The sequence below is a fragment of the Olivibacter sp. SDN3 genome (assembly GCF_014334135.1).
Taxonomy (GTDB): domain Bacteria; phylum Bacteroidota; class Bacteroidia; order Sphingobacteriales; family Sphingobacteriaceae; genus Olivibacter.
In genome coordinates this window covers 5,948,314-5,961,076 of record NZ_CP060497.1, presented here as the reverse complement: position 1 = coordinate 5,961,076, position 12,763 = coordinate 5,948,314, and the positions used below count along the sequence as shown (strand labels likewise).

13 protein-coding genes are annotated in these 12,763 nt (G+C 38.2%); 8 read left to right on the top strand and 5 right to left on the bottom strand.

Annotated features, from left to right (window positions below; all coding sequences use genetic code 11):
- Positions 1-5: 5 nt before the first annotated feature.
- From H8S90_RS25160 to H8S90_RS25145, 4 genes are read left to right on the top strand one after another with little or no spacing between them, the layout of a single operon-like run.
- Positions 6-677, top strand: a complete 672-nt coding sequence (locus H8S90_RS25160) for a hypothetical protein (protein ID WP_187340488.1) — start codon at positions 6-8, stop codon at positions 675-677.
- 7 nt (positions 678-684) lie between these two features.
- The gene (locus H8S90_RS25155) at positions 685-1,278 is read left to right on the top strand and encodes a DUF4199 domain-containing protein (protein ID WP_187340487.1); all 594 of its coding nucleotides are present in this window, start codon (positions 685-687) and stop codon (positions 1,276-1,278) included.
- 14 nt (positions 1,279-1,292) lie between these two features.
- Positions 1,293-2,243, top strand: a complete 951-nt coding sequence (locus H8S90_RS25150) for a glycosyltransferase family 2 protein (protein WP_187340486.1) — start codon at positions 1,293-1,295, stop codon at positions 2,241-2,243.
- A gap of 18 nt (positions 2,244-2,261) precedes the next feature.
- On the top strand, positions 2,262-3,248 hold the full coding sequence (locus H8S90_RS25145) for a glycosyltransferase family 2 protein (RefSeq protein WP_187340485.1): 987 nt from the start codon (positions 2,262-2,264) through the stop codon (positions 3,246-3,248).
- Between the two features lie 5 nt (positions 3,249-3,253).
- Here H8S90_RS25145 and H8S90_RS25140 read toward each other — a convergent pair whose 3' ends face one another.
- Together H8S90_RS25140 and H8S90_RS25135 are read right to left on the bottom strand one after the other, a co-directional pair.
- On the bottom strand, positions 3,254-3,610 hold the full coding sequence (locus tag H8S90_RS25140; protein ID WP_187340484.1) for a PleD family two-component system response regulator: 357 nt from the start codon (positions 3,608-3,610) through the stop codon (positions 3,254-3,256).
- Positions 3,585-5,147, bottom strand: coding sequence for a PAS domain-containing protein (locus H8S90_RS25135; RefSeq protein WP_187340483.1), 1,563 nt, complete (start codon positions 5,145-5,147; stop codon positions 3,585-3,587). The genes H8S90_RS25140 and H8S90_RS25135 overlap by 26 nt, the downstream gene beginning before the upstream one ends.
- 474 nt (positions 5,148-5,621) lie before the next feature.
- Between H8S90_RS25135 and H8S90_RS25130 the strand changes: the two genes are divergently transcribed.
- A complete protein-coding gene (locus tag H8S90_RS25130) occupies positions 5,622-5,984 on the top strand; it encodes a two-component system response regulator (protein ID WP_187340482.1) in 363 nt (120 codons plus the stop codon).
- A 46-nt stretch (positions 5,985-6,030) separates the two neighbouring features.
- On the top strand, positions 6,031-6,231 hold the full coding sequence (locus H8S90_RS25125; RefSeq protein ID WP_187340481.1) for a YwbE family protein: 201 nt from the start codon (positions 6,031-6,033) through the stop codon (positions 6,229-6,231).
- A gap of 76 nt (positions 6,232-6,307) precedes the next feature.
- Here H8S90_RS25125 and H8S90_RS25120 read toward each other — a convergent pair whose 3' ends face one another.
- Positions 6,308-6,973 carry a DUF4397 domain-containing protein gene (locus H8S90_RS25120; protein WP_187340480.1) on the bottom strand — a complete coding sequence of 222 codons (666 nt, stop codon included), beginning with the start codon at positions 6,971-6,973 and terminating at the stop codon, positions 6,308-6,310.
- Positions 6,974-7,317: 344 nt separating this feature from the next.
- Here H8S90_RS25120 and H8S90_RS25115 point away from each other — a divergent pair, with 344 nt between their 5' ends.
- Both H8S90_RS25115 and H8S90_RS25110 read left to right on the top strand, forming a co-directional pair.
- Positions 7,318-8,043 (top strand): 3'-5' exonuclease, encoded by a 726-nt coding sequence (locus H8S90_RS25115; RefSeq protein WP_187340479.1) that lies wholly within the window; start codon positions 7,318-7,320, stop codon positions 8,041-8,043.
- Complete coding sequence (locus H8S90_RS25110) at positions 8,040-9,521, top strand: DUF294 nucleotidyltransferase-like domain-containing protein (RefSeq protein WP_187340478.1); 1,482 nt, start codon at positions 8,040-8,042, stop codon at positions 9,519-9,521. Before H8S90_RS25115 ends, H8S90_RS25110 begins: the two co-directional genes overlap by 4 nt.
- Positions 9,522-9,528: 7 nt before the next feature.
- On the opposite strand, the gene H8S90_RS25105 is transcribed toward H8S90_RS25110, so the two are convergent.
- Both H8S90_RS25105 and H8S90_RS25100 read right to left on the bottom strand, forming a co-directional pair.
- Positions 9,529-10,842, bottom strand: coding sequence for a gluconate:H+ symporter (locus H8S90_RS25105; protein WP_187340477.1), 1,314 nt, complete (start codon positions 10,840-10,842; stop codon positions 9,529-9,531).
- A gap of 290 nt (positions 10,843-11,132) precedes the next feature.
- Positions 11,133-12,761 carry a RagB/SusD family nutrient uptake outer membrane protein gene (locus H8S90_RS25100; RefSeq protein WP_187340476.1) on the bottom strand — a complete coding sequence of 543 codons (1,629 nt, stop codon included), beginning with the start codon at positions 12,759-12,761 and terminating at the stop codon, positions 11,133-11,135.
- Between the last annotated feature and the right edge of the window lie 2 nt (positions 12,762-12,763).

Sequence of the window (12,763 nt, the reverse complement as noted above, 5' to 3'; positions counted from 1 at the left end):
AAAATATGGATAATCGTATTGCTAAGGCATTGAAAGCTTCACTTTCAGCGTATAAGGAAAATGTTCAAAATGAAATAGAAGATGTTGAAGCGGAACTGATAGCTGTATTTGAAAGTGAAGAGAGTTATATGCAAAAAGTTGAACTGCTGGATCAATTTTTTGATAATCATCCTGTTTATGACGCGCTCAGGGAAATTACTTTTGATTTATTACTAATGAACTTCTTTGCGGCAGATGTGAGTAAGTTGGAAGAAGATTATTTGGAATCGGAGGAATGGGAATTTATTGAAGAGCAAACTATTGACAGAGGAACCGAACTGTTGAACCTCTTATTATACTTACGTGAATGCCTCGACGAAGATTTGGAGCCTGAGTTGGATGATTTCCTGAAGGAGTTTCTGCTGGTTGATGAAGATGAGTTTCAGGATGAGTACCGCATTTATGAACCCTTGCTCGCGAATCAGATTCTAATAGAAAGCAGCTTTCAGGAAATTTACAAGGTTGCTGATAAGATTGAGGAGAACCAGGAATTGGTTGAGTTATTTTATCCTATAATGAGCTTTTTTATGGAAAAAGAGCCAGATAAAAAGCAACTTGAAGAGTACACGCACATCAGCAATAACCGTGCTTTTGATACGGCGATTTACGCATTAATTATCGCTTATTACCAAAAATAAATTGATTATGGAAAATAATGAAAGTGCATTACGAAGAGAAGGGGCCTTTATGGGGCTTTCCCTGGGTGTATTGGTGGTCGTTTTAACTATTTTACCCATGTACTACTATGCTTCGAGTTCATCATTTTGGACGGTTATTATAGGTCCCGTTATTACAGGTTTTTTGTTTCCTTTAGTAATTGCTATCTTATTTACCTTTCGGTTAAGAAAAAAAATAGGAGGTTATTGGAGCTTTAAACAAGCTGTAGTTAGTATTTTTATGATGTTGCTTGTCGCGGCGGCTATTTCCTCTTTCACCGGATTTGTTTTTGAAAAGTATGTGGAACCGGAAATGCGTGAACGCTATATGCGTAATATCGCAAATAATTCGATCGAATTTATGGAACGGTCAGGTGCGGATGCTGAGCAAATCGATGCGCAAATAGAAAAGATAGATGAGCAAATCGCACAAGCTGGAGAAGTAAATATTACCAATACACTTAGGGGGTTGGGGATTTCCATCATTGTAGTATTTGTGCTTGCCTTAATTTTTGCGGCATTGTTTAAGAAAGAACGGCCCATATTTCAAAGCTCGGATAATGATCCAATAGATCAGCAGTAAAAGACTATACAGCTATGGATATATCTATCGTAATACCTTTATACAATGAAGTAGAATCGCTGCCAGAATTATTAGCTTGGATTAGGCGAGTAATGATAACACATAGTTACAATTACGAAGTCGTGATGGTAGATGATGGTAGTACAGATGGATCTTGGCAATTAATTGAAATGCTTAAAGATAGTTACCCGGAGATATATGCTATAAAATTCAGAAGAAATTATGGGAAGTCTGCCGCATTAAATGTTGGTTTTGCAGCTTCTTCCGGAGAGGTTGTCATAACTATGGATGCCGACCTTCAAGATAGTCCGGATGAAATTCCTGCTCTTTACTCCCGCATGAAGGAGAAAGATCTGGATTTAATATCTGGTTACAAACAGAAACGTCATGATCCACTAAGTAAAACTGTACCTACTAAGGTGTTTAACGCAGTAACCAGAAAAATGTCAGGTATTGCGAATTTGCATGATTTTAATTGCGGATTGAAGGCTTACCGCAAAGAGGTGATCAAGAGTATTGAAGTATATGGGGAAATGCATCGATATATACCAGTTATTGCTAAATGGGCTGGATTCACCAGAATAGATGAGCAGGTGGTAAAGCATTATCCTCGAAAATATGGGACTACAAAATTTGGTTTTAGTAGGTTTATTAATGGGTTCTTAGACCTGTTGTCCATCTTTTTTGTTGGGAAATTTAGTAAGAGGCCCATGCATTTTTTTGGCACCATGGGGGTGTTAAGCTTTTGCGGTGGTTTTTTTATAACACTCTGGCTCATATTTGATAAGTTAATTAGTATCGCGAAGGGTAGTACTTATCGAAATATTACAGATCAACCTTTATTTTACATAGCCCTAGTTGCCATTATTATCGGCTTTCAATTATTTCTGACCGGATTTGTATCGGAACTCTTATCACGTAATGCGAATGATCGCAATCATTATCAAGTAGAAAAAGTGATTTAATTCAAGGATACCATCTGTATGTTTTTTTCTATTATAATTCCCTTATATAATCGTCCTCAGGAAATTGATGAACTGCTTTTTACTTTGGAACAACAAAACTATCGGCTATTTGAAGTACTTGTTATCGAAGATGGTTCGACGGTAGACGCCAGAGCTATTGTTGATAAATATAAAGGTAAGCTAGACGTTCATTATTATTTTAAATCTAATGAAGGGCAGGGGTTTAGTCGGAATTTTGGATTTGAGCGCGCTAAAGGGGATTATTTTATTGTATTTGATTCCGACTGTTTAATTCCTGTTGACTACCTTAAAACAGTAAAAGAGTTTTTAGCAGAGCAGAAACTCGATGCTTATGGAGGCCCAGATGCGGCGCACGAGTCTTTTACGCCCATACAAAAAGCCATCAGTTACGCGATGACTTCACCTTTTACTACGGGTGGGATCAGGGGTAATAAAAAACATGTCGGGCAATTTCATCCGCGGAGCTTTAATATGGGTGTCTCAAGGACCGTTTGGGAAAAGGTAGGCGGTTATAAATTGACCCGTTTAGGAGAAGATATAGAATATAGTATCCGTATTCATGAGGCTGGATTTAAGATAGGCTTAATCCCCGAGGCAAAGGTGTTTCATAAAAGGAGAACAGACTTTATCCAATTTTACAAACAACTGCATTTCTTTGGTCGCGCTAGGATTAATATATATAAGCATTTTCCTGCTGAATTAAAGTTGGTGCATTTTTTCCCAACACTCTTTACCTTATTTATCGGGCTGACCCTTGCACTCAACATCTTAGAAACACTACATATAACCTTAATCCCTTATTTGACGTTATGGGCTAATTTAACATTAGTTTGCTATGTTTTGTTATTGTTTTTTCACGCCTGGCTAAAGACGCAATCGGCCAGTGTTGGTCTGCTAAGTGTTGCAGCTGCTTTTATCCAGCTAATAGCCTATGGTATGGGGTTTTTACAGGACTTTTGGAAGCGGGTGATCAAGCATAAATAGTATCCCTATTCCAAAGCCTTGATTTTTTTTGTTAAGTCTTCAATATCAAATGGTTTGGCAATATAATCGTCTGCACCAACTTCAAAGGCGATTTTTTTACTTTCTCTACTAGCCGAAAACATGATCACAGGTATGTTAGCTGTTTCTATATTTCTTTTTAACATGCGAACGATTTCATCGCCCATTAGCACGGGCATCCAAATATCAATTAGCAGCAGGTCGGGTTTTTCAGACTTAATCCTTGAGATCAGGCGTGCACTATCAGGTTCCAGTAAAACTTGGTACCCATAGCTTTCCAGCAACAAACCTGTAATATCTAAAATGCCTTCATCATCATCACATATCATTATCTTTTTTATCATGGTATTTACGTTTAAGAGGTAAAGTAAAACTAAATGTAGCTCCTTGGCCTGCAGTACTTTCTACCCATAAGGACCCGCCATGGTTCTTAATAATTTGGTCACTCACATATAAACCGGTCCCTATACCCGGGTATTGCTTTTGTATCTCATCTACACGGAAAAAATTTTCAAATATCTTTTCCTGGTTATGGTAATCCACTCCTAAGCCATAATCCGTAATCGCCACCTTTATGAAATCGCTTAGTCTAGAAAGATGTATGTTGATATTACCGCCCTTTGGTGAGAATTTCACCGAATTCTTTAAGAGATTTAATATAACCTGTTCCAGACGCTTTTTGTCTCCTACATAATAATTACTTGCGAAGCCGCTGATATTAAAGGTGTATTTCGCGTGGGTTAGGTGAAGCTTTTTTACCACCTTAAAAATCATGGCATCTAAGTTAAAAGCTTCCATGGAAAGGCGAATTTTTCCAGATTTAATCTTGGATACATCGAGTAGATCGGTTATCAGATGTTCCAACTTATCAACGTACTCCTTCGTTTTTATCAATGTGTTTTTTAACCTTGCATCACTGCTATCAGGTAGCATTTTTTGACTTAACTGTAAACAAGCCATAATCGTTGTCAATGGTGTCTTTAATTCGTGACTAGCTGCACTTAAAAAATCGTCTTTTCGTCTTTCTATTTCTTTTAATTCTGAAATATCTTCTATTGCCAAGATAATCTGTAACGTGTCGTTCGTATAACGAACGGCACTGGCATTGCAACTTAACGTCTTCTTCCCTACATTCGGAAAGGTATGTTCAAGGAGATAATTTTGGATGTTTTTGTCTTGTTTTATTAGCTTATCAAAGAGGTTCCTGATAGCCATTGTGTCCCACCTTCCGTTTCCCAGTTGATAGATTGATTGGTTGACTACCTCGTCTTCCGCAATATGGAACATCTTGAGAAATGACGGACTGGCCGTCGTAATTTTTAAATCCTCATTCAATATTAATAGCGCCTCGTTCATGGTATTAAGAAAGGCACTTAAATAGTTATTGTTTGCTAGGACATTCTCAGTTTCTTTGATGTGTTTTTCTATTTTTAATCGCTCTACTCTCAACTGTTGTTCAACCAGTCGCTGGTGAGTAATGTCATTTTGAACACCTATATAATAAATTACCTGATTTTGAGCATTTTTTATCGGTTTTAGATGTAATTCATTCCAAAACAGTCTGCCGTCCTTTTTATAGTTCCTGATGGCGACATTACATTCTTTCCCTTCACTGATCGCTTGTTTTATAACAGCTCGTTCCTCCTCGTTATCGTCATTCCTTTGGAGGAATCTACAGTTGCGTCCAATGACCTCATCTCTGGAATATCCGGTTAGATCTTCAAAAGCTAGATTGCAGTAAACGATAGGATTATCAGGCTGTGAACAGTCTGTAATAATCATACCTGCCTTCGTGGTATTCAGCGCTGCAAGAAGTAAGCTTAATTCCTGATTAGATGAATGGGCAGAAAATGAAAATTTATTGTCGTCAACATGCTTCATATAGTTAACACTTATGACCAGCCTCCTTAACCGCGATAAAACAGGTCGGCCTGTATTAAAAAATAGTCATTCCTTCTTTTTTATTCGTATAAAGTAAACTATGCAAACTTCAAACCAAAATAGGCCTAATATGATGAATATATGACTTCACAATGGGTCTATGTACAGCATTGCATCTAATAGTCGATCGGCCTTGGAAATGAGTTTTTTGATCATATGAAATAACGACGTAATGCAAAAGTGAAAATAACAGAAAAATGATAAAGCTATTGGCCGTTTAAAATCAATCACTTGCGCGTTTAAAGCCAGCGTAAGTGTAAATAGACTAAGTTTTGGTAAAGTATTTGTTCATAACGACATACTTATTGAGTGTTTATAGCCGTTATTCTTCTAGTTGCTTTGAACAATAATAGAATAGGGTTGGGTTATTCTTAATAGTGCTTAATAGCTTTTGACGGAAAATAACAATAGTTAATGAAGAATATTCTTTGCGTTGATGATGACGCAGATTTTGCTGAGATGATTACTGAGGTTCTTAAACCTGAAGGATATCAGGTGAAAGTTGATACAGGAAGGAATATGCATAATATCCTTCGAACAGAAAAATACGGACTTATATTATTGGATGAACAGCTTATGTGGATGTGGGGCAGTGATCTGTGTTTAGAATTAAAGCAAAATCCCGAAACCAAACATATTCCTGTTGCATTGGTTTCTGCGGCAGATGATATCGCAAAAATTAAGGATAGATGTGGTGCGGAGGCCTTTGTAAGAAAACCTTTTGATATTTCGCATCTGGTTACTGTAGTAGACCAACTGTATTTATTTCAGGAATAAAATAATGTTGTAATCTTGTAAAGTATTAAATTTACAGTAAAAAATCATGAACGGTCAGCATAGAAAAGACATTTATCCTGGTTTGGAAGTAGCCATTATTTTGAAAAAAGATCAGCGAAGTGGCCATTTAACCTATGGTTGTGTAAAAGATATTTTGACCTCTTCGAGTTTCCATTCTCGAGGTATTAAAGTGAGGCTGGAGGATGGACAGGTAGGTAGGGTGGCAGAAATAATGGGCAATGAGTGAGCACGGGAACAGTTGTTAAACAAGGCAAAAAGGGGGGAATAGAAATACTCCTTTTTGCCTTGTTTTTGATAAATATCTAATTATGACTTATTTGCCTTGTTTGTACGTCACCACTTCCCGCAATGATGATAGAATAAATTTTTTCGGGAGCAAAGGCAGTAACCGATACATCTTTGTAGTCGGAGGTGCCGGTTGGGGCTATTCTCAACGCAGTAATGGAGGGGTCTATTTCTATAAAACTACTTACCGAATTATAGGCTACATTACTTGCCAAGACAACCCCTGCGGAGGTATAAATATCAACTGCTTCAGGCAGAACGTCACTTACATGTATAAATCGAATTTTTGCCCGATCATTTGCGGGTTCCTCTATGTTGTCATCGATAGATACAATACGGGTGTTCTCTCCGGAACCCGCCAGTACAATAGAATAATGTAGGTCTCTTTCTAAATTTACTTCACCAGAGGCATATATGTTTTCCGTACCTATGTTTTTAAACTCAGCAGTTAGGTTATCTCCCGCAGTTGTCATGATATAATCGGTAGCAGAGCCAAAGGCAACAGCTTGGTCACCAGTAATTTTGTTGTTAGCAAGGTAGAAATCTTGATCGTTTGAACCTTGCGAAGCATTGATTATTTTGATATTCGTATTCCCTCCAACATCTATATCATTTTCCTTCGAACAAGAAATTGTCAAGGCCGAAATTGCCAGAATAAATGCACCATTTAGAAAAATTTTCATACTTCTTTTTTTTGTTTTCATGTTTTTATTTTAGGTAAAATATTTTCCTACATTGCAAGTACTAGGCCGTTTTGTCATCTTAAAGTATAAATAACGTGTAATCGGTTGCTTTATAGTGTTTTGTAAATGTTACGTGTATGTTAACAATAAAAAATATTATGTCTTTTTTTTGGGACGTTTATAGGCGATGCTCTTACATGTACAGGTCTTTGTTGATTTTTTTCTAAAAAACACTGTCTCCAATGGCCAGAGATAGGCTGATAAAATGTTTATATGGGTTTTTATAAACCGCATATAAAACATTTTATCTAAGTTTGTTAGCTATAAAGTAGAGCATTTTTTGCATGCAAAACTACATACTCTTCATAGATACAGAAACCACAGGGCTTCCCACAAACTGGAGTGCTCCCCATAGTGCTAGTGACAAATGGCCTGCTGCTGTGCAGGTTGCATGGATGATATATGACGCCGGAGGGCAGATCATAAAACGAGAAAATTATTACATTAACAACAACGATATACCTATAAGCAAGCAGGCGGAGCTTGTACATCATCTAGATATAAAATTCTTGACTCAATATGGCCGCTCAAGAGCATTTGTTATGGAATTACTTGCCAAAGATTTGATGATGTATGAACCTTTGGTAGTTGGGCATTTTGTTGAGCTGGATTTTCACGTTATAGGAGCAGATTTTCATAGATGTAATATAGTGAATCCAATGAGACATATGCCATTGTTTTGCACTATGCTGATCAGTGCGAAGTATGCAAGAAAACCTTGGGTTAAGTATCTTAAGTTAAACGAGCTCTATCACGAAGTTTTAAGTAAGGATTTGATAGACTCACATAATGCAGCTGCTGATGTCGAGGCAACAGCACTATGTTTTTTCGCCCTTCAAAGGAGGGGGGATATTACTGAAGAAGTTATAAAAGACCAACAAAAGAAAATTAATGAGCGTGGAACTAAAGTGATGCATAAGAAGAACAATATAGGCATCCTTCTAATAGGAATGCTTTTAATGCTGTTTCTCTTATTCGTTATTTATCTGAAATTCAATAATATTATATGACCGATCGCAAACAAACGTTGTTTCAGGAAAACTATCTAATATCTAATCAACTTTACTCAAAAAAGATTGGGCAACTGGCTTATAGGAATATTGTTTATTGTAAAGGGACTACTCCGGTTTACGAAGCGGCCAGAATAATGGCTTCTAACAAAGTGAGCTGTTTGTTTATTACAAGTGAAAGTAACCATATTGATGGTTTTGTGACCGATTTAACGCTTCGAGACAAGGTGATTGCACGACAGGCTGATTTAAGTAAACCAATTTACTATTTTATGGATAGGACGATCCTTTCGGTCAACACAGATACCTATGTTTACGAAGCCCTGCTGTTGATGTACGAAACCAAATCACGTTATTTACTTATTACACTTGATGATCAATATGTAGGTTTTTTAAGTCGTAATAAGCTCATGACGGAGCTTGCGCAATCACCGTTGGTATTTATACAATCGGTAAAATCTTCTCGAAGTAGTGAGGAATTAAAGGATAAATGGGCGCGGGTACCTTTTATCGTGGATCAGTTGCTGAGTAAAGGTGTACAGGCCGAAATTGTTAATCAGTTGATTACAGTTATAGCAGATACGATTACGCAGCGTGTGGTGGAAGAGGTTTTGCAGGAAAAGGGACCTGCGCCAGCTAAATTTGTTTTTATGGTGTTAGGTAGTGAAGGGAGGAAAGAGCAGACACTAAAAACTGATCAGGATAACGCACTGATTTATGAAGATATGGTGGATCAGTATAGAATTGAAGTGCGGGATTGGTTTCTGGATTTTGCTTCTAAAGTCTCTGAACGACTGCATGATATTGGTTTTGCCTATTGTACAGGTGGGTTTATGGCAAGTAACCCCCAATGGACACATTCATTGTCCCATTGGAAGAATAATTATAAAAAATGGATGGAAGATGCCTTACCAGAGACAGCAATCAAGTTTTCGACTTTTTTTGATTGTAGATTTATTTATGGGGAAATAGCTCTTATGCAAGAGTTACGTGATTTTTTAGACGTGGAATTGCAGCAACCTTTGGAGAAATTTTTTGTGTATCTAGCAAAGAATGCCTTACAGTATATTCCACCTTTAGCGTTCTTTAAACCTATAAAGACGATTACTGTGGCGGGGAAAGAAGTTTTCGATATCAAGAAGGCGATGACCCCTGTTGTGGATTTGGTACGGGTATACGCTTTAAGAAACCGTATTTTTTTAGAAAATACCGGTGAACGAATGCAAATGCTCCGGGATATGGGCGTTTTTTCAGAAAAGCAATTCAAGGAGTTAAACCAATCGTATTATTATCTCATGACCCTGCGATTGAAAAATCAAGCTAAGCAAATGATTGTCGATAAACAGACGCCCAACAATTATATTGATATAAAAAATATCACCCGTATAGAACGGGCAACATTAAAAGAAATATTTAAGACCATAGAGAATTTTCAGGCAGGTATTCGTATCAAGTTTACCAATAGTTTGTTAGGATAACATCTAATCAGATAAGGGCATTTAACAGTAAGACACCTACTAAACCAACTAATGCTACCAAAAATTCCATAGCAGACCACGATAATACGGTATCACGTATACTCAGATTGAAATATTCTTTAAACATCCAAAAACCAGAATCGTTCACGTGTGAAAAAGCGAGACTACCCGCTCCGACAGCCAGAACCATTAAATTGGGGTCTGTTCCTGTGGATGCTATAAGCGGAAGAATCATGCTCCCGGTTGTTAAACCAGCCACGGTTGCGGAGCCCACACATGCCCTGATAATAGCAGCAATGAACCATCCAAGTGCGAGAGGAGGAATAGGCAGTGACTGGAGGGAAGAAGCAATATCTTCACTTACGCCTGTATCGGTAAAAATCTGTTTGAGTGCTCCAGAACCTGCAATGATTAAGATAATAGCGGCTACATCTTTAACAGCTATTGTACAGCTGGTCATAATAGTTTCGATGCGATTACCTTGTAGAATACCTAAAGAAAAAAGCGCATAAAAGAATACTAACATTAAGACAATGGAAGGGGATCCAAAAAATAAAAAAAGTTTATGCAGATAAGTGCCTTCCGGTGTTAGCCACTGCATAACAGTGGTAAATATCAGTAAAATAACCGGTAGCAAGGCAGTGAAGAAGCTATTCAAAACGCCAGGCAGTTGTTCTTCCGGTAGATCTTCCGCTATAAAAGTTTTCAGAGGTTCGGAATGTATTTTTTTTAAAAATTGTGCTAAAAAAGGACCAGCAACTATGATAGCAGGTATCGCAAGACAAAAGCCATATAATAATGTTAGACCCATATTTGCTCCAAACTGTACAACTAATGCCGAAGGAGAGGGGTGGGGCGGTAAATAGCCATGCGTTACCGATAACGCGGCCAGCATGGGTAAACCAATAAAAACAGCAGGCAGCTTGTACTTATAGGTTACCGAAAAGATAAGTGGAACCATTAATACGAAACCGACGCCGTAAAACAAGGGTATACCTACAATGAAGCCAACTACCATCATTGCCCACTGAATATTTTTTGCCCCAACAATATTCATCATGGTAGTAGCTATGCGTTGCGCAGCACCGCTTACCGCAATGATTTTACCGAACATGGCACCAAAAGCAATGAGTATAACCAAGGATGATAGCATATCACCAATACCTTTTTCCAGTGAGCTCGCTATTTGCTCAACCGGTAAGCCCAGCAATACTGCAGCTAAGACGGAGGCGACTAAAAATGAAGGGAATGGGTGTATTTTAAAAACGCTAATAAGAAGAACAAGTACTACAATGCATAGTGCGATACAAATTAGGGTCATATGGTTTCTGTTTTTGTGTTGCTTCGGCGTTCTAAACCGTATTTGTGAAGCGTTTCATAATAAAAAGGTCAAGTTACAAAAATAATGGAAAAAATGCTTGGCATTCACGAGTGCCAATAAAAATAAATGGAATAATATATCCTGTCCTAAAATTTTACAGATAAAAAATAGGTGCGACTTGTTGTTGAGTTAGATCGCTGTTAATATCGGATTTTCAGACTAAACAGCAAAAATTGAATAATTAAAAAAACAGGCGGAACAACGCATAATTGTTCCGCCTGTTTATGAAATTAATACCCAGGATTTTGTTGTAAATTAGGGTTAATTGCAATCTGGGTATTTGGTATTGCATATAACTCTTTGTTGGGATCGTTACCTGGTGTATGATCCCACCAAGACGCTGTGGTGAATTTTCCAAATCGGATGAGGTCGGTTCGCCGCTTTCCTTCAAAAATAAACTCTCGTCCGCGCTCAGCTAATAATTCATCCAATGTTAAGGTAGCTGTTGTATATTGCGCTTCTGGCCAGTCTTCGGTTGAAAAAGCACGTCTTCTGCTTTCATTGATCAGGTTAACAGCTTCTTGTGTCGCAGTTCCTCCATTTTTACGCATGATTGCCTCGGCTTTATTGAAATAGATTTCCGTTAAACGATAGATGATATAGTGGTTCTCCAAATAATTCTCGTCGCTTAGAGTCCCCGATTTATATTTATGAAAGCGGGCACCACTGTTTTCCTCACCTTCTGCCATACTCCCTTCACTGGTGGTGTCACCTTCACTTTCCCTTCGAATGCTGTTTACTATTATGAAAGGTTGGCCGTCGTATTCTTCCGTACCCAATACTGGTGTTGTGGTGCCATATCTATACTGAGGTCCAAATAGAAACCATTCTTCTTTGCGAAGATCGTTTTCCGCGTAAGCATCAAAAGCCGTAGGTACAACAACAAACGCGTTGATTCCACCGTAACCTACATTTAAAACTTCTCGCATATAATCATAGCCCGACAACATAGAAAAGTCAATACTAAATCCTCCTTTCCGGCTGTAGGCAAACTGAAACAAATTTTCGGGGGAGCGCTGATTCGTATTACTGAAGTTCTGTTTCAGATCATCAGCTAAATTCGGTCCGCCAGCCAGGCCACCGCCATCTCCATTGATAACTTGATCACATGCGGCGATACATTCATCCCACATAGCTGTGCCAGTCCATTTTTCAGCATTAAGGTATAATTCTGCCAACGTAGCATAACCTGCCGCCTTTGAGACGCGACCGATGAGCTCTTCAGAAAGTGGAAATAGCTGTGGGACGTATTCTTCCAACTCTGTTTGGATGAATTCGAAAACCTCTGCCCGTGCTTTGGTTTCGGGGTTGTCAATGCTTTCAGCAACTTCGATGGCGATCGGTACATTGCCCCATAAGTCCATGATTTTCATATAGTGATAAGCACGTAAAACCCTTAACTCTGCAATAATAGCTGATAGCTCTTCCTGTTCCATTCCTATTTCCTCTGCATTGACAGCCTCAATATTTTTCAATGCATTGTTTACATAGCCTACTCCGGTCCACATGAGTATCCATGTTTGCCGCATACGTGTTTCATTGTCTGTCCAAGTGTGGTAATGCTGTCTAAAATGGTCTCCGGCGTCATAACCATGTCGGCCTTTCTGTGGCCATGCCAATTGATCTGCAGATAATTCATTGTGGTAATAATAACCTTCACCTGCGTTCAGACCGAGCCAGGCCTGCATATGTGTGAAAGGACGTAGAGCGGCTTGTAAAACTTCTCTTCTATTGTTAAGGAATTCATCTTCCCTGATCTCGCTATATGGGTTTTCATCAAGCTTTGTACATGCTTGGAAAGCAATCAGACATGTACTGATTAAGCTGATAGAAATTGATTTTTTTATATAATTTCTCATTT